This window comes from Pseudomonas sp. MIL19, from assembly GCF_028680365.1.
GTDB classification, from domain to species: domain Bacteria; phylum Pseudomonadota; class Gammaproteobacteria; order Pseudomonadales; family Pseudomonadaceae; genus Aquipseudomonas; species Aquipseudomonas spirodelae.
Genome location: NZ_JAPPVG010000008.1, coordinates 1 through 16,237 on the forward strand (window position 1 = coordinate 1; position 16,237 = coordinate 16,237).

General features: G+C 59.4%; 15 protein-coding genes. 7 read left to right on the forward strand and 8 right to left on the reverse strand.

Annotated features, from left to right (window positions below; translation table 11 throughout):
* Window positions 1-743 precede the first annotated feature (743 nt).
* On the forward strand, window positions 744-1,115 hold the full coding sequence (locus N1078_RS07445) for a GreA/GreB family elongation factor (protein ID WP_274087576.1): 372 nt from the start codon (window positions 744-746) through the stop codon (window positions 1,113-1,115).
* A gap of 203 nt (window positions 1,116-1,318) precedes the next feature.
* On the opposite strand, the gene N1078_RS07450 is transcribed toward N1078_RS07445, so the two are convergent.
* From N1078_RS07450 to N1078_RS07485, 8 genes are all read right to left on the reverse strand, one after another.
* Window positions 1,319-1,621, reverse strand: coding sequence for a hypothetical protein (locus N1078_RS07450; RefSeq protein ID WP_274087577.1), 303 nt, complete (start codon window positions 1,619-1,621; stop codon window positions 1,319-1,321).
* Window positions 1,622-1,671: 50 nt separating this feature from the next.
* Window positions 1,672-3,021, reverse strand: a complete 1,350-nt coding sequence (gene creD / locus N1078_RS07455; protein ID WP_274087578.1) for a cell envelope integrity protein CreD — start codon at window positions 3,019-3,021, stop codon at window positions 1,672-1,674.
* Between the two features lie 165 nt (window positions 3,022-3,186).
* Window positions 3,187-3,339: a DUF3096 domain-containing protein gene (locus N1078_RS07460; protein WP_167376774.1), complete on the reverse strand. Its 153-nt coding sequence runs from the start codon at window positions 3,337-3,339 to the stop codon at window positions 3,187-3,189.
* Window positions 3,340-3,467: 128 nt separating this feature from the next.
* Entirely contained in the window at window positions 3,468-3,902 is a 435-nt protein-coding gene (locus N1078_RS07465) for a CBS domain-containing protein (RefSeq protein ID WP_274087579.1), read from the reverse strand.
* A gap of 136 nt (window positions 3,903-4,038) precedes the next feature.
* A complete protein-coding gene (gene creC, locus N1078_RS07470) occupies window positions 4,039-5,472 on the reverse strand; it encodes a two-component system sensor histidine kinase CreC (RefSeq protein ID WP_274087580.1) in 1,434 nt (477 codons plus the stop codon).
* Window positions 5,472-6,158 carry a two-component system response regulator CreB gene (gene creB / locus N1078_RS07475; protein WP_274087581.1) on the reverse strand — a complete coding sequence of 229 codons (687 nt, stop codon included), beginning with the start codon at window positions 6,156-6,158 and terminating at the stop codon, window positions 5,472-5,474. Before creB ends, creC begins: the two co-directional genes overlap by 1 nt.
* Before the next feature lie 116 nt (window positions 6,159-6,274).
* Entirely contained in the window at window positions 6,275-8,305 is a 2,031-nt protein-coding gene (locus N1078_RS07480; protein ID WP_274087582.1) for a methyl-accepting chemotaxis protein, read from the reverse strand.
* Window positions 8,306-8,468: 163 nt separating this feature from the next.
* On the reverse strand, window positions 8,469-9,695 hold the full coding sequence (locus tag N1078_RS07485; RefSeq protein WP_274087583.1) for an HD-GYP domain-containing protein: 1,227 nt from the start codon (window positions 9,693-9,695) through the stop codon (window positions 8,469-8,471).
* A 1,058-nt stretch (window positions 9,696-10,753) separates the two neighbouring features.
* On the opposite strand from N1078_RS07485, the gene proV reads away from it, so the two are divergent.
* From proV to betI, 6 genes are all read left to right on the forward strand, one after another.
* Window positions 10,754-11,959, forward strand: a complete 1,206-nt coding sequence (proV, locus tag N1078_RS07490) for a glycine betaine/L-proline ABC transporter ATP-binding protein ProV (protein ID WP_274087584.1) — start codon at window positions 10,754-10,756, stop codon at window positions 11,957-11,959.
* Window positions 11,952-12,833: an ABC transporter permease gene (locus tag N1078_RS07495; protein ID WP_274087585.1), complete on the forward strand. Its 882-nt coding sequence runs from the start codon at window positions 11,952-11,954 to the stop codon at window positions 12,831-12,833. The genes proV and N1078_RS07495 overlap by 8 nt, the downstream gene beginning before the upstream one ends.
* Window positions 12,834-12,863: 30 nt before the next feature.
* Window positions 12,864-13,808, forward strand: coding sequence for a choline ABC transporter substrate-binding protein (locus N1078_RS07500; protein WP_274087586.1), 945 nt, complete (start codon window positions 12,864-12,866; stop codon window positions 13,806-13,808).
* 97 nt (window positions 13,809-13,905) lie between these two features.
* Window positions 13,906-14,763, forward strand: coding sequence for a glycine betaine ABC transporter substrate-binding protein (locus tag N1078_RS07505; RefSeq protein ID WP_274087587.1), 858 nt, complete (start codon window positions 13,906-13,908; stop codon window positions 14,761-14,763).
* Window positions 14,764-14,994: 231 nt separating this feature from the next.
* Window positions 14,995-15,435 carry a YtoQ family protein gene (locus tag N1078_RS07510; protein WP_274087685.1) on the forward strand — a complete coding sequence of 147 codons (441 nt, stop codon included), beginning with the start codon at window positions 14,995-14,997 and terminating at the stop codon, window positions 15,433-15,435.
* Between the two features lie 67 nt (window positions 15,436-15,502).
* On the forward strand, window positions 15,503-16,096 hold the full coding sequence (gene betI, locus N1078_RS07515; protein WP_274087588.1) for a transcriptional regulator BetI: 594 nt from the start codon (window positions 15,503-15,505) through the stop codon (window positions 16,094-16,096).
* Window positions 16,097-16,237: the final 141 nt, after the last annotated feature.

Genomic DNA, 16,237 nt, shown 5'->3' on the forward strand with positions numbered 1-16,237 from the left:
CAGGAAGCCTTGGCTATGCGGCATGATGCTCCGGCTTCAATTCAATAACCGTGTTGCACTCAGCTCCTGCAACCGCCCAGGCATTAATGCACGCGCTGATCGTTGGAGTGCCTCGACACCGGCGCAGCCCGCATCGGCTGAAGTCGACAAAAACAATATAACGCCATCAAATCAGCCATAGAAAAGGTAGCCCCACCCGACGCTGTTTATTGCAGTGCGCTGAACATTATCTAGATTATTACCCGTACGCTTTCCGTTAAAAACTCAAGGCCATACTGCATACATAAAGTGCGCCTTCACACAGGGCGCCTACTGCGTAAAAAGCAATCGAGCAATAAAGGCTCGCACGGCACTAAAACAGCCCCTCTATCACCGTGAAAAACTAAAATACATTGCATTCGCAGAACTGGCAGCAGGCTGCCGAGCCCGCCAGGCGGCAGGCTTGCTTATATTCCTAGATGCATTATGGTAGCGCCCATAGGTTGCTGGCTGACAATAAAGCAATCTGTTTACTGCGCCGTTAAATAACCACTTATCTACCGACAAAAACGCCAAGAACGTCTAACTTCTTGCGTTGCATCGGCAATAGCTGATGAGTCATTAAATCTTAGACACAAGAAATATTATTAACCCAGAAACCTCACCAAACACCGAAGCCCGCCTATTTAACCCATTAATAAACACCCATAGCCGTCTGTTTATTTATCCGGTTTAATCCGGACTTGTTGCGTCTAGGAGACACCATGACGTTGCATACACGCAAAGCCCTGTTAAAAAACGCCCGCGTCTGTTTGATTGGTCCACGTGACCTGACGGCGCTAATCGGCAAACTTGAGCGTATCGAGCGCTTACGCTCGAGCGGCCACCTGGCTCAGGTAGCCAGCATCGGTAGCACGCTCAAGCTACTCGACCTTGAGGCCGACAGCATGGCCGAACTGACTTTGGTGGCAAACAGCCAAAGCAGCCCAGATATCCATGAAGTTTCAATCTTTTCGCCACTCGGCAGCGCGCTACTTGGCGCGGTATCAGGCGAGGTCATTTCCTTGCAAAACTTCGCAAGAGGCTGTCGCTACTTGGTAATCAGCGTGGCGGACGCAGACGCAGAGACCGACTAACCAGCCCCTCTGCGCTCCGCCTCGCAGACACTGCAGCTCGTTTCAGCGGCCATCCGGCTTATCGCTTGGCCGCTGCTCAGGCGCTATCGGCTGATAGGGACGCACCTGCCAAGCGCGCGCACTCGGGCGCGGAAACAGTCGAGCAATCTGCACGGCCAAATGCGCACCAAGCCGCGCATCCTCACGCAGCCCAACATAGCCGCTCACCGTGCATACCACAGGCGAAAAAAGCCTATAGCCACTAGCAGTGCGACCTGCCCCAGCGCCGCACACAAACTCAAGAACGATTGCACCACACGACTCTGGGCGGCGTTGACCAGCCCAGTTAGACCTTCCCAGAACGCCTCCGGCAACAGCAGCAGGCTCAACTGCGCCAGCGGTTGGCCGGTTAGCTGCAGGCCTTTGATCAGGTCAAACTGACCACAGAACATCAACCCCAATAGCCCCCCTATGGCCACTGCCAGGCCCAGGGTGAAACAGGCGGAAAACTGAATGAATAAGCGCATTGTGTTTATCTCTCCAAGGCGGGCGCAGCCTGAGCGGCGCCCTGGCTAAGTCAAAGGCTGCTGGCCGGACCCGCTTTACCCACGCCGTACCAGTCGAGTTTGCGCGTCAGCACCATCACCCCGGTCAGCACAGCAAACACCAGGAGCGAGCCCATCAGCAGGGCGTAATCCTCAGCCCCAAGCAGACCGAACAACATGCCGTAGAGCAGCGCCAACAAGGCGCCGAAACCCGCGCCGCGCAGGACGCTGTGCAACACGTAGCTGACGTAGAAACCAATCAGCAGCACACAGGCCGTCGCAGCAATGCCATAGGCCAAGGCAAAACTCAGGTGTTCAGAGAGCGACAACAGCAGCAGGTAAAACAGCGCCAGCGACATGCCCACCAGGGCGTATTGCACCGGGTGCACGGCCATGCGCTTGAGCACTTCAAAGAGGAAGAACACGGCGAAAGTCAGGCCGATAAACAGCAGCGCATATTTGATTGCCCGTTCGGTTTTCAGGTACTGGTCCACCGGGTCGACAAAACTCACGCCAAAGTGGCGAGTGGTCAACGCCTTGCAGCTGTCGCCCCGCACACAATCGGCCAACGCCTCTTCCAGGTTGGTGGCAAAGAAACTGGTCTGCCACTGTGCCTGGAAACCCTTGGCCGTGACTTCTCGGCTGCTCGGCAGGTATTCACCGATAAAGCTCGGATGCGGCCAGCTCGAGGTCAACTCAACCCGGCTATCACGGCCCACCGGGGTGATGCTCAGTTGCTCGGTGCCCTGCAGTTTCAGGTCAAAGGCAAACTCCAAGCTTTGCCCGCCTTGGATATTCAGCGCCGGCAACGGCGCATGCACACCCGCGCCGAAACGCTCATCGGCACTGCCAGGGGCAAAGCTCAGGTTTATCCCGTTGAAGCGCAATTGCAGGTCATTACTGATACCGCGAATGTCGCTGATGCCGACCGAGAGGAATGGCCGGTCGAACTGGTACAGCCCCAGATCGTCCCCCAAGCCAAGCCGAACCGGCAGCTTGAAGGCGCCACTGATCTGGTTGTCGCTGCGGTACAGCAAAGCCTTGTAGATGCCACGCGCACGCTCTTCGGTGCTGACCGTACCGTTGAGTACAAAACGCTCCGGCAGGAAGTACAAGCGGCCTCGACTCTTCTGCTCTTCCAGGTAGCGCTCGCCGGTCTTGGCGTGGGTTTTCCACTGGTTCCAGACCTTGGTGTAAGGCATGACCAGAATTGGCCCGGTGAGCTGTTGGCGATAACTGGAACTGCGGGCGATATCCTGCAACACCTGAGCCCGCTGCTGCTGCCGCTCGCCCACTAGCCCACCGATCATCAGCAACGGTATCAGCAACAACAGGATCAATAAGGCGATAGCGCCCAACTTGAAACCCAGAATACGGTTCATGGTGCAACTCTCCGCTACGGTTTAGGTAGGCAGAGTCTGGGCAGCGCAAGTGGGGGTTTTATGGCGGGAAGATGGAGAGTGTGTGGAGAGTCGCTGCAAACGGCCAAGCACCGCGCGCCGGTAAGTTGAACGGAGCCGCCCTGGTAAACCGGGGCGGTTTAGCCCTTAAAAACTCAAGTTAAAATTACCCGTGCCGAATATGCCGACTAAGCCGACCACAATCAGATAGATCGCCACGATGTAATTCAGCAAGCGCGGTACCACAAGGATCAAAATACCGGCGATAAGCGAAAGCAGCGGAGTAAGGGCTAGGGTCATGATCGTTACCTGAGGGTTATTGAACCGCCAGTATGCGCGCCACGCCCAGACCGCACAGCACTATCTACGCGCACGCGTTGGCGCTTACCCAATGGGTCAAGACAGGCTGCGCAGCCGCTGCAATGGCCCTACTCACCGCGGATATATTGCTCCAGCTGCTGAATCAGGCTGGCTTGTTCGGCGATGGTGGTTTTGACCAAGTCACCAATCGACAGCAGGCCGATAAGTTCGCCTTCAGCCAATACCGGCAAGTGGCGTAAATGGCGGTCAGTCATCAGCTGCATGCAATGCTGCGAGGTGTCGCGCGGGCTCACCGTTAAGACATCTGCTGTCATAATTTCGCTGATCGAAATGTCGCCTGCAGAGCGCTCCAGCAGCACCACTTTACGCGCGTAGTCACGTTCGCTGACGATGCCGGCCAGGCGGCCCTTGTCCAACACCACCAGCGCACCGATGCCTTTTTCGGCCATCAGCTTGATCGCTTCGAGTACCGAAGTGGTCGGGGTGACGCTATAAACCGCGGCCTGCGGCTTGGCACGGAGTATCTCGGCGACTGTGATCATGCAGTGGCTCCTGCTCAGTTTCTTCTTAGACAGTAAGGATAGTGCGCGGACTGGCCCTCGTCGCCAACCCAACGACTCGATCAGAGCATCTGCCCGAACTCAACGCAACCTGCAAACGCAGTACCAAGCGAACCGCTCACTCACCCAGGAAACGCGGTAATCGCAGGCACACCTCGACGCCGCCTTGCGCATTACAGATCTGCAAGGCGCCGCCGTGCAGTTGCATCACCTCCTCGACAAAGTTCAGCCCCAAGCCGGTGCTCTTGCGCCCGCTATTGGGGCGCGGCAGCGAATAGAACCGTTCGCTCAGGCGCGTTAAGGCGTAGTCGGGAATGGGCGAGCTCTGGTTGAACAAGCGCACTTCAACCTGCTCACCACGCGCCTGTGCACTAAAGCGAATCAGGCCGCCAGGGGGCGTGAAGTCCAGGGCGTTATCCAGCAGATTGGCCAACGCCTGACGCAGCAGAAACGCCTCACCGCAGACACTGAGCGCAGGCTCAATCAGGTTCTCAACTTGTAAGTCGCCGGCCTCGATGCGCGCCATCTGCGCCTGCAATAACGCGTCGATCAATGGCCGCAGCGGCACTTCCACCTGCTCTTCCAAGCCTTGACGTTGCTCGACCTGAGCCAGGTGCAGCAGGCGCTCAATCAGTTGCTGCATGCGCGCGCTTTCCTGCTCGATATTGGCCACGAAGCGCTGGTGTTGTGCAGCCGGCATTTCGCCGTCGAGTAATTCCGCCGCGCCGCGAATTGCTGCCAAGGGGCTTTTCAGTTCGTGGGTCAGCGTGTGCACGTAGCGCTCGACATAGGCCTTGCCTTCCAGCTCGGTGCGCATGTGTTCGATCGCCTCGGCCAGTTGCGCCAGTTCGCCACCGCGCACGCTGGGCAACTCTGCACGCTGCCCTGCGCTAACCGCCTGGGCGTAGTGGGTGAGCTTGCGCAGCGCGGCGCTGAGCCACCAGGACAGCAACGCACCAATCAACAAACCGAGCACGATCAGCCCACCGCCGAGCCAGGCCAGGCGTTGCTCGGAACGCTCGATATAGGGCTGTAGGGTGCGATTGGGTTTGGCCACCGAGACCACGCCGATAATCTGCGCGCCATCCATGATTGGCGCCGCCACGTACATCACCGAAGAATCGGGATCGCTTGGGTCTTCCTTGGTTGAACGCGCACCGTATTCACCGCGCAGAGTCAGCAGCACATCGTTCCAACGCGAATAATCCTGGCCCACCGCAGCGCCCGATGAGTCGAGCAACACAACGCCCTTGGCGTCGGTTACATAGATGCGGTGGTTAACCTGGGTTTTCTCCACACCCCAGATCTGCGCGCGCGGCTGACGTTGACCGTAGGCCTGTAGCACCTGCGGTAAACGGCTCTGTTGCAGGCGGCCGGCTTTGACCTCATCGCGCAGAATCTCCGCCAACAGGTTGGCGGTATCGACCAAGGTTTCCTCGGTGGACTGACGCACGCCGGGGCGGATTTCATCCATCACCGTGCTCAGGACAAACCAGCCGGCCAGGCCGACAAACAGGAAGTACACCAGAAAGATGCGAATCCCCAAGGACATCAGGCGTGCCTCGGTGAGTAGCTGTAACCCAGTCCGCGATGAGTCTGGATCGGCTCGGCATCAGCGCTCACCTGGCGCAGCTTGGCGCGCAGGCTTTTGATATGGCTGTCGATGCTGCGCTCGTAGCCGGCATCGGCGGCGACACCCAGACCATCAAGCAGTTGCTCGCGGGAAAACACCCGTTCGGGCTGGGCCAGCAGGCTTTGCAGTAGACGGAACTCATGACGGGTCAGGCTGAGTAATTGGCGGTGGTAGTGAATCTGCACCCGCTCGCTGTCGAGCTGGAACGGCCCGTCGACCGGGCTCGCTACGGGCATCTCACGCGGCGCCATACGCTTGAGGATGGCTTTGACCCGCGCCGCCACTTCACGCGGACTAAAGGGCTTGACCACGTAATCGTCAGCACCTATTTCCAGGCCCACCACACGGTCGATCTCCTCGCTGCGCGCGGTGAGAAAAATCACCGGCACCTCAGAGAACCGCCGTAGGCGCTTGCAGGCTTCAAAGCCGCTGATATCCGGCAGGCCAACATCGAGAATCAATAGATCCGCCGGATTGCGCTGCTGTTCGGCCAGAGCCTGCTCGGCCAGGCTTAGCCAGGTGGTGGTAAAGCCTTCGTTCTGCAGAGCGAAGATCAGGGTGTCGGCGATCGCAGCTTCGTCTTCGACAATCAGAATGTGCGGCATGGCGTCCTGCTCGTGGCAACTCGGCGAGGAGCCTGCGACAGCCAGCCGATAGCGTCAAGGTCGGGCGCGGAGCCGGTGGACAAGCTGCGCATTGTCCACCCTACACCGGCCTGGCCTTAATCGAGCTTGAAGCGCGCCGTGTTCTGCGCCAGCACCTGACTCCCCTGGCGCAGCTCTTCGGCCGCGTGACTCACCGCCTGCGCGCCTTCAAGCAAGGCACTGGCGGCCTGATCGACCTGCTGAATATTGCCACTGACTTCATCGGCCGTAGCGGCCTGCTGCTCGGCAGCCGTGGCGATTTGTGCCAGGCGGTCGGTCACCAACTGCACCGACTCGACAATCGCACTCAAGTCTTCGCCCATGGTCAGCACGCTGCCCACATCCCCTTCGGCCTGACGTACAGCCTCTTCCATCTGGGTGACTGACTGACCGACCACGCGGTGCAGGTTGGCTACCGTCTCGGCAATTTCCGCGGTGGAGTTTTGCGTGCGCTGCGACAGCGAACGCACCTCATCAGCGACCACCGCAAAACCGCGCCCCTGCTCACCGGCACGCGCGGCTTCAATGGCAGCATTGAGCGCCAGCAGGTTGGTTTGCTCGGCAATGCCCTTGATCACATCAACCACTCGGGTGATCTGTTCAGTCTGCGTGCGTAGTTGCTGCAAGGTGGTGGCGCTTTCACCCAGACGGCTACTGAGTATGCGCATGCTCTGGCTGGTGCGGGTGCTGCGCTGGTTACTTTGGCTGGCAATCTCACGGGTTTGATTGGCCTCCACCGCGGCTTGCTCGCAACTCTGTGCCACGCTTTGTGCGGTGGCGGCCATTTGTGTGGCGGCGGCGGCAATCTGGCTCATTTGCGCCTGCTGCTGCTCGACCGACGCCAGCGCATTGCGCGCTTCGCCATTGAGCACCTGCACCGTACCGCCTAACTGTTGGCTCTGCTGGTCAACCCCCTGCATGGAGCCACGTAACTGCTCGACAGCCGCATTCAGGGCCATGGCGATACTGGCCAGGTCATCCGCGCCGTGCACCTGCATGCGCACACGCAGATCGCCGTCACGCAGCCCCTCTGCAGCCTGGATGATGCCGGCCGTGCTGCGACGGATAGAGGCATTCAGGCAGAACAACACATACAGCGCCAGCACACTCAGCAGACTGAATACACCGACAACCTCAAGCATGGCGACCTGAGCCTTCTGCCGGTAATAACCGAGGCTGCCAGCAAACTGCTGGTACAGCGCGGCCTGCAAACCGAGCAGCTGACCCTGCAGGGTTTCAATGCGCTGCACGAACTGCTCGGGGGTCAGGGCCATCGGGCTGGCTTCGAACATGTCGCGATCGATACCCGCGAGGAAGGCCTCATAGCCCTGCAACGCTTCATCACAAGGACCTTGCAACTGCTGCATTGCGCGCGGCGCTTCGAGGCCAAGGGTCGATTGCGCCTTGAGTAGCTGACTGCGCGACTCATCCAGGCTGCGCCGCAGGTCGCGGATCAGTACGCGACTCTGCAGGGTGAAATGCTGCGACACCACCGCGCCATACCCCTGGCTGGCAAAACTGCCCAATTGCTCAAGCAGGCGCGGCAAGGTGTAGGTCAACTGCTCCATCATCAGATAAGTGTCGAGATGCGGATCGAGGATCAGGCCACTGTCGGTGGCCACTTGCTCGCGCAGTGCAAGCAGCGTCAGGAGGTTCTTTTGGTAACGCTCAAGCGCATCCGGCAGGGCGAGTTTACCCAGCACATCAAGGCTCAAATCGGCCTTCCCGGCGTTGAGGGTATGCACATGCTGGCGGGCCTGGTCACTCAGTAGCGCTGACTGGAGTGGTTGCTCCAAGGCCTGCAAGGCAGTCCCGAGGTCAGCCTCACGCTCACGTAACAATGCTTCGGCGGCTTTCTCTGTGCCCTTCCAGCGCGACAGCAAGGTGCGCTGCTGAATCAACGCGTGTTGTACGCCGGCCATGACCTGCAGCGCACTACTGCCTTCGAGTTCATGGTCGATGGCGTTGAGCCGATCGAGGTTATTGCTAATGATGACCCACAGTGAAAACCCCAACGGCAGAGCAAACAACACAAACACCAGCTGAAATTTACGCGCAAAGCTGAACCGTTCCAGCAGCCGCACGCCCGGTTTGAGTACTCCAGTCATACACACCTCAACCTGTGAAGCGCGCCAACTACAAGGGCACGCCAGAGCAAAGTCTCAAGCAAGAAGCACGCCCAGGCCGCGAATCTGTGGGGGTTGATGGACACGAGCAAGGGTGAAGGGTACATAGCGCGAGCACGGCAGATTGCCGACTCAGCGCACGGGATTAATTGGCGAGACCGCTCCAGAGCTCGTCGACATGGCGAAACCCCCAGGTTTCGGCGCTCTCACGCCCGATGATTTTGTCGCGCCCGCCCAGCTTGCTCAGGTCGAGGACCTCCTGAGGAATCGGGGTTTTCGCCTTGGCCGAAAAAAATACTTTGACCTTGGGTGCGAGCAGGGATTTAGCCTGCTGCTCAATGACCACACCAATGCGCCCGCTTTCCAGGCGCACCAGCGAGCCCACCGGGTAGATGCCCACAGTTTTGACAAACGCCTGAAACACCACCGGGTCAAAGTGGCCTTTCCATTCGGCCATCTTGCGGATTGATTCAGCCGGGTCCCAGCCTTGTTTATAGGGCCGATTGGAGGTGATGGCGTCATAGACATCGCACACCGCCCCCATACGCGCATACAGGCTGATTTGTTCACCGACCAGGCGATGCGGGTAGCCGCTACCGTCCATTTTCTCGTGGTGGTGCAAGCACACGTCCAACACCAGTGCGCTGACTTGCTTACTCTCCAACAACATGCGCGAACCGGCCTCGGGGTGATCGCGCACCGTGGCAAACTCATCATCGCTAAGCTTGCCCGGTTTATTCAGCACGGCATTGGGAATCGCCATTTTGCCGATGTCATGCAGCAAGCCGGCAAGCCCGGCTTCGCGCACCTGCCCCTCGTTAAGGCCTAAATTGCGCGCCAGGGCGATCATCAGCGCACAAACGGCCACTGAGTGCATATAGGTGTATTCATCGGCGTTTTTTAGCCGCGCCAGGCTGATCAACGCATTGGGATGGCGCATGACCGATTCGGAGATTTCCTCGACCAACTCACCGGCCTGCCCAAAGTGCAGCGCCTGGCCCATGCGCGCATCGCTGAACATGCTGATAACCGCTGCTTTGGAGCGGGCGCAGAGTTTGACCGCACGCCGCACCTCGTCCTCCATCGACATTGCCAGGCTGACGACGGGTGCCTGCACAGCCGCGAGCAATTTCGCCTCGGCCTGAGCTGCCACCTCTTCAGGGCTCACGCTGGGGACGCCGGCATCGACATCCAGCCCCTTGCTGACGTCGATCCACAACTCGCCAATGCTACTGACCTTGATCCGCTGCAGGTCTTTTGCCGACTTGAGCAAAAACTTGGACTTCCAAAAGGGGTGGTCCATCCATGCGCCACAGAACTCGTGGATATACATACCGATACGCACGTCGGCCACAGCAATGCGCTTCAACATGGGTTGCCTCAGGTGAAAAAACCAATACCGCATAGACAGCGTAGATGATCACGCCGTCTGTATTGGTATGAACTTAGGCCGTCGATGGCAATAAGACATCAGTCGCGGACAAGCACCTGCCGACGGACCTGATTTATCCAAATAAACCCTAAAAAACACTACATTTACTGCTCTTTTAGCCGAATATAGCCACTCAATCACCACAAACACTTCGCGCCTTGAATGCATCCGCGCGCCCCACTCAAGGGCCAAGCCCTGCCTTGAACGCAAAACCGCACAATTCCACCTGAACAACGAGCAAAAACCGCACTCAATCGGCCGCCATTCTGAGCGACTCAACCACGACCCCGCGGCTGGTTTTTTGATTCCCTTGCCACCCACTTTTTGACTGCCGTGAGTGGCGATTTTTTGTTTTAGACTGAACAGTCAAACAACAAAAACAGCTAAAAAAGCCCTTCGTTCAAAAAAAATTACAGCTTTTTGCGATTGCCGCGCAGCCCCCTAACCACCTTACCTGCGGCCGATTCAACGACTACGCGCCACGGCTGGCGCGGCCTCCAGCCTTGCCCAAGGCAGCGAAACATCTGTTATGGTTTTTATAGGCAGTCGCTAGGCCGTCGCACTTCAGCATGCTCACTTTCGCGATTTTTCGCCGCTGATCGTTAACGATTTGCCGGTGATGATCACGCCCCGCTGAAGCCGTTCGCCATGGCGAACACGACCTGGCTGACGCTCGAACTGACAACACACCTCGTAACGAGATGTGTTTGCCCGAACCATCGGGCGGTTTTACCTGCAGAGGATATGGATCACGGTTTGCAATACGGCAAAGAACGGTTTACTCAACAGCACTCCCGCGTTTCGCCCACGGTCATTGCGTACCTGGAGCGGGGCCGCCCCCATGCCCGACGCCACCCGCGTCATCCCGCCGTGTCATCCCTCCCTGCCTTCACCCACTCAAGCCTGCCACGCTCGCCAATGTCAGCGCGCGCTGTCCGTTATTGCCTTGGCATTTGCCCCGCGCAGCTACGCAGGCCCCTTGAAGGGACACCCACTGCATGCCATCTGGAAAAATCGTTGTCGAAAATCTCTACAAGGTCTTCGGTGACAATCCACAAGACGCCATCGACCTGCTGAAACAGGGCTGGGATAAAGAGCGCATCCTCGCCGAAAAAGGCGCTGTAATCGGCGTTCGCGACGTTTCATTCAGCGTCGAAGAAGGTGAGATTTTTGTGCTGATGGGCCTCTCCGGCTCCGGCAAATCGACCTTGATTCGCCTGATCAACCGTTTGGTCGAACCCAGCGCGGGTAACGTCTTTATCGACGGCCAGAACGTCGCCAAGATGCCGCAAGCGGAGCTGGTGGAACTGCGCCGCCGCGACATGAGCATGGTCTTCCAGTCCTTCGCCCTGATGCCTTCGCTGAGCGTGCTGGATAACGCCGCCTTCGGCCTGGAAGTGGCCGGCATCGCGCGCAAGGAGCGCGAAGAGAAAGCCATGGAGGTGCTCACCCAGGTTGGCCTGAACAGCTTTGCCGACAAGTACCCGCACGAGCTGTCTGGCGGCATGCAGCAACGCGTCGGCCTGGCACGCGCCTTGGCGGTCGACCCGTCGATGATGATCATGGACGAAGCCTTCTCCGCCCTCGACCCACTCAAGCGCCGCGAGATGCAGGACCTGCTGCTGGACCTGCAGAAAGAACACCGACGCACCATCATCTTCGTCTCCCACGACATCGAGGAGGCCATGCGCATCGGCACCCGCATCGGCATCATGGAGGGCGGCAAACTGGTACAGGTCGGTACGCCACAAGAGCTGGTGGATAACCCCGCCAACGATTACGTGCGTAATTTCTTTGACACCGTCGACACCAGCCGCTACCTCACCGCCGGGCAAATCATGACCGACACGGTGCCGCTGTATGTGCACAACGGCGAAGCGCCGGATGCCGCGCAGATCTGCCAGGAACTGCAGGACCAGGATCAGCACTACGCGTTTATCGTCAATGAGAACAACGAATTCCAAGGCTCCATCAGCCTGGAAAAAATCGCCCTGATGGTCAACGGCGATGCCGTTCAACCGCTGGAGCCCGACGCCCTGCAACAGATCGAGCCGCTGTCGCATGACATGCCCCTGGAGCAGATCATTGGACGCGTGGTGGAAACCGACGGCCCAGTGCCAGTAGTCGACGAGGACGGCCAATACAGTGGCTCGATTAGCAAGGGCAGCCTTCTGAGCCGCATGCAGGGAGAATCCAATGAGTGAGAAAAAAATCGACCTGGGCACCTGGGTCAACGACGGCGTGGAATACCTGCTGGATAACTACAGCGGCGCGTTCGACAGCATTGGCGGCGTGGTCAATGGCTTCTCCGAGGCCCTGGAAAACCTGCTGATGTGGCCGCCCGCCTGGCTGCTGATCGCCCTCTTCGTCGCGCTGGGCTTGTGGCGCATCGGTGTGAAGTTCGCGGTGTTTACTGCCGTTTCCTTTGCCCTGATCGTGCTGACCGGCTTCTGGGAGCAGACCGTGGTGACCCTCGGCCTGACCTTCTCCGCCACCCTGATCAGCCTGCTGCTGGGCATTCCACTGGGCATCTGGGCCGCCAGCAGTGAGCGGGTGGCCACCACCATTCGTCCTGTGCTGGATTTCATGCAGACCATGCCGGCGTTCGTTTACCTGATCCCGGCGGCCATGCTGTTCGGTCTCGGCCGCGTGCCCGGGATCATCGCCACGGTGATCTTTGCCATGCCACCGGCGGTACGCCTGACCAACCTGGGCATCCGCCAGGTCAACAAGGAAATCGTCGAAGCCGGCCAGTCGTTCGGCTGCACCGGGCGCCAGCTGCTGTTCAAGGTCCAGCTGCCCAACGCCATGCCTTCGATCATGGCTGGGGTTAACCAGACCATCATGATGGCCCTGTCGATGGTGATCATCGCCTCAATGGTCGGCGCTGGCGGCCTGGGTAACGAGGTGCTGGCCAGTATTCAGCGCCTGGATATCGGCCTCGGCTTTGAAAGCGGCATGGCGGTGGTGCTGCTGGCGATCATCCTCGACCGCATCACAGAAAGCTTCGGCAACCCGCAAATCGCTAATCGTCCCGGCGTGTTCGCCTGGCTCAGCGCCAAGCTGCAACGCGCGTAACGCCCCCACTTTTTGCTTAAGGAGTTAGCCATGAACCCGATCAAAAGCCTTGCTGGCGTCACCCTTATCAGCTGCGCCCTGACCCAGGCCGCCTGGGCCCAAGAACCAGAAAGCTGCAAACAAGTGCGCTTCGCCGAAATCGGCTGGGCCGACATTGCCGCCACCACCGGCGTGGCCATGACCCTGACCGAAGGCCTGGGCTACCAGCCGCGCAAAATCATGGCCTCGGTGCCCATCGCCTTTACCGGCGTGAAGAAAGGCCAGATTGATGTCTTTCTCGGTTACTGGGCACCGTCCATGGATGCGGTGATCGAGCCGTTCCTCAAGGATGACGGGGTAAAAGTGTTGCCCAAAGCCAACCTCGAAGGCGCCAAGTACACCCTGGCAGTGCCGACTTACGCCGCCGAAGCCGGCCTCAAGAGCTTCCAGGATATTGCCAAGTTCAAGGACCAGCTGGGCGGCAAGATCTATGGCATCGAGCCCGGCAATGACGGCAACCTGCTGATCGAGAAAATGATCGAGGACAACCAGTACGCGCTGGGCGACTTCCGCATGGTCGAGTCCAGCGAAGCCGGCATGCTGGTGCAGGTGCAGCGCGCCGTGAAGAAGCAGCAGCCGGTGGTCTTCCTCGGCTGGGCGCCGCACCCGATGAACACCCAGTACGACCTGACCTATCTGGCGGGTGGTGACGAGGTATTCGGCCCCGATTACGGCGCCGCTAAGGTCTATACCGTCGTCTCGAAAGACTACGAGGCGCGCTGCGCCAACGTTGGCAAGCTGCTGAACAACCTGCAGTTCAGCGTCGAGATTGAAAGCCAGTTGATGGACAAGGTGCTGCAGAAAGAAGACCCAACCAAGGTCGCCAAAGACTGGATCCGCGCCAACCCACAGGCGCTCGACCAGTGGCTGCAGGGCGTAACCACCTACGACGGCAAAGACGGAGCCGCTGCGGTTAAGCAGTACCTGGCGCTCTAACCCCGCCGGGCAGGCCTCAGCGCCTGCCCACACGTCTATATGTTCGCCAACCTCACCGCTACTACTTAGCGGCTATCTGATATGGAGCACACTTCGTATGCGCACAATCAAGACTCGTTGCCTGCAAGCACTCGGCGTCGCCACCCTGGCGCTGGGCATGTCCAGCGCCAGGGCGGCCGACCCGGTCACTCTCAAAATCGGTTACGTAAACGGCTGGGACGACAGCGTAGCGACCAGCCATGTGGCCGCAGAAATCCTGCAAAGCAAGCTCGGCTACGACGTAAAACTGCTACCGGTTGAGCCTGCCATCATGTGGAACGGCCTCGCCCGCGGCGACCTCGACCTGACCCTCAGCGCCTGGTTGCCGGTCACACACGGCGAGTATTACGCCAAGGTCAAAGACAAGGTCGAAAGCCTCGGCACCAACTACGACGGCGCGAAAATCGGCCTGGTTGTGCCGAACTACGTCAAGGCCAAAAGCATTGAAGACCTGAACGCGTCAGCCGCCGACTTCGATGGCCAGATCACCGGCATCGACGCGGGTGCGGGCATCATGCGCCGCACGGAAGAAGCGATTGACGCCTACAAGCTCGACCTCAAGCTGCTGAGCAGCTCTGGCCCAGCCATGGCGTCCGCATTGGCGCGCGCCGAGAAGTCGCAAAAAGCCATTGTCGTACCAGGTTGGGTACCGCACTGGATGTTCGCCAAGTGGGACCTGCGCTTCCTCGAAGACCCGAAGAATGTCTATGGCGATGCCGAACATGTCGACACCATGGCCAACCCAGGCGTGAAGGACAAAGCCCCGCAAGCCGTCGCGTTCCTCAACAAGTTCAACTGGGACAGCGCTGAGATTGGCTCGGTCATGCTCGCCGTACGCGACGGCACCAAGCCCGCTGCGGCGGCCAAAGACTGGGTGGCCAAGCACCCAGAGCGCGTTGCTGAGTGGCTCAAGTAAGCCGCCCCGGCTGATATAAAAAAGGCGAGCGAATGGCTCGCCTTGTTCGGCCTACTCGTCGATGGCCGCCAGCCCCTTAGCGGCCTGGCGGCGCTGGAGTGTCACGGCGTGGCGCTGGCCCTCGCCCTCACGCGCGGCCCTGCCGTGAAAAAGCCGCGCCAGCGTGGCAAACTGGCCGGCCGTTTAGGCCGTGACGCCTCCATCCTTCACCCAACGACTCAAGAGGTTTACATGACCTGGACTGTCTATCTCTCCGGCGAAATTCACAGCGACTGGCGCCAGCAAATCATGTCGGGGGCCGAACAACTTGGCCTCGACATCCACTTCACCTCCGCCGTCACCGACCACGAAAGCAGCGACGCCGCCGGTGACGTGCTGGGCGCCGAAAGCCAGCCCTTCTGGCGTGACCACAAGTCTTCCAAGGTCAACGCCATCCGTACCAAAAACCTGATTGAACAGTGCGACATTGCGGTGATCCGCTTCGGCGATAAGTACAAGCAATGGAACGCCGCCTTCGACGCCGGTTACTGCGCGGCGCTGAGCAAGCCGTATATCACCCTGCACAATGACGACATCATTCACCCGCTGAAGGAAGTCGACGCCGCCGCCATGGCGTGGGCGCAAACCCCGGAGCAGGTGGTCGAACTGCTGCGTTACGTCACCAGCGCATAAGCACCGAGCCTCTGCGCTGCCTGCGCAGAGGCTCGCCACCGCCCACATCCTGCACACGGAGTCGCCCATGCCCAAGGTTGGCATGCAACCCATCCGCCGCTCGCAACTGATTAAAGCCACCCTGCAGGCTGTCGACCAAGTCGGCCTGGCTGACGCCAGCATTGCCTACATCGCGCGCCTGGCCGGGGTGTCTAACGGCATCATTAGCCACTACTTCAAGGACAAAAACGGACTGCTTGAGGCGACCATGCGCCACCTTATGCAGGCGCTCAATCTGGCGGTCCGCGAACGCCGCGCCGCGCTACCCGACGACAGCGCACGGGCGCACCTGCGTGCCATCATCGAAGGCAACTTCGACAGCAGCCAGGTCAACGGCCCGGCCATGAAAACCTGGCTGGCATTCTGGGCCAGCAGCATGCACCAGCCCTCCCTGCGCCGCTTGCAGCGGGTCAACGACCAACGCCTGTATTCCAACCTGTGCAGCCAATTCCGCCGCACTCTGCCAGTTCCCGAGGCGCGCCAAGCAGCGCGAGGGTTGGCGGCCCTGATCGACGGTTTGTGGCTGCGCGGTGCCCTGACCGGGGAAACCTTCGACACCCAGCACGCCGCCAAAATCGCCTGCGATTATCTGGATTTACAACTGGGCATCAACACGCCCTGACCTTTAGACAAGGCCTACGAAAACGCTGCACGCCACGAATGGCAAGGGCTGCAGCTTGCCCCAGACTTTTTATTAATTGAACGATCAATAAAAATAACGTAGGATCAAACGCTAATTCCCCGCGCCGGGCGGCTCCAACGT

Excerpts from the sequence above, each read along its gene's own strand:
- N1078_RS07450 (WP_274087577.1), bottom strand. The coding sequence starts at position 1,621 with ATGCGCTTATTCATTCAGTTTTCCGCCTGTTTCACCCTGGGCCTGGCA.
- creC (WP_274087580.1), bottom strand. The coding sequence starts at position 5,472 with ATGTCCTTGGGGATTCGCATCTTTCTGGTGTACTTCCTGTTTGTCGGC.
- N1078_RS07510 (WP_274087685.1), top strand. The coding sequence starts at position 14,995 with ATGACCTGGACTGTCTATCTCTCCGGCGAAATTCACAGCGACTGGCGC.
- proV (WP_274087584.1), top strand. The coding sequence starts at position 10,754 with ATGCCATCTGGAAAAATCGTTGTCGAAAATCTCTACAAGGTCTTCGGT.
- N1078_RS07500 (WP_274087586.1), top strand. The coding sequence starts at position 12,864 with ATGAACCCGATCAAAAGCCTTGCTGGCGTCACCCTTATCAGCTGCGCC.
- N1078_RS07465 (WP_274087579.1), bottom strand. The coding sequence starts at position 3,902 with ATGATCACAGTCGCCGAGATACTCCGTGCCAAGCCGCAGGCCGCGGTT.
- N1078_RS07460 (WP_167376774.1), bottom strand. The coding sequence starts at position 3,339 with ATGACCCTAGCCCTTACTCCGCTGCTTTCGCTTATCGCCGGTATTTTG.
- N1078_RS07495 (WP_274087585.1), top strand. The coding sequence starts at position 11,952 with ATGAGTGAGAAAAAAATCGACCTGGGCACCTGGGTCAACGACGGCGTG.
- N1078_RS07480 (WP_274087582.1), bottom strand. The coding sequence starts at position 8,305 with ATGACTGGAGTACTCAAACCGGGCGTGCGGCTGCTGGAACGGTTCAGC.
- betI (WP_274087588.1), top strand. The coding sequence starts at position 15,503 with ATGCCCAAGGTTGGCATGCAACCCATCCGCCGCTCGCAACTGATTAAA.
- N1078_RS07445 (WP_274087576.1), top strand. The coding sequence starts at position 744 with ATGACGTTGCATACACGCAAAGCCCTGTTAAAAAACGCCCGCGTCTGT.
- creB (WP_274087581.1), bottom strand. The coding sequence starts at position 6,158 with ATGCCGCACATTCTGATTGTCGAAGACGAAGCTGCGATCGCCGACACC.
- creD (WP_274087578.1), bottom strand. The coding sequence starts at position 3,021 with ATGAACCGTATTCTGGGTTTCAAGTTGGGCGCTATCGCCTTATTGATC.
- N1078_RS07485 (WP_274087583.1), bottom strand. The coding sequence starts at position 9,695 with ATGTTGAAGCGCATTGCTGTGGCCGACGTGCGTATCGGTATGTATATC.
- N1078_RS07505 (WP_274087587.1), top strand. The coding sequence starts at position 13,906 with ATGCGCACAATCAAGACTCGTTGCCTGCAAGCACTCGGCGTCGCCACC.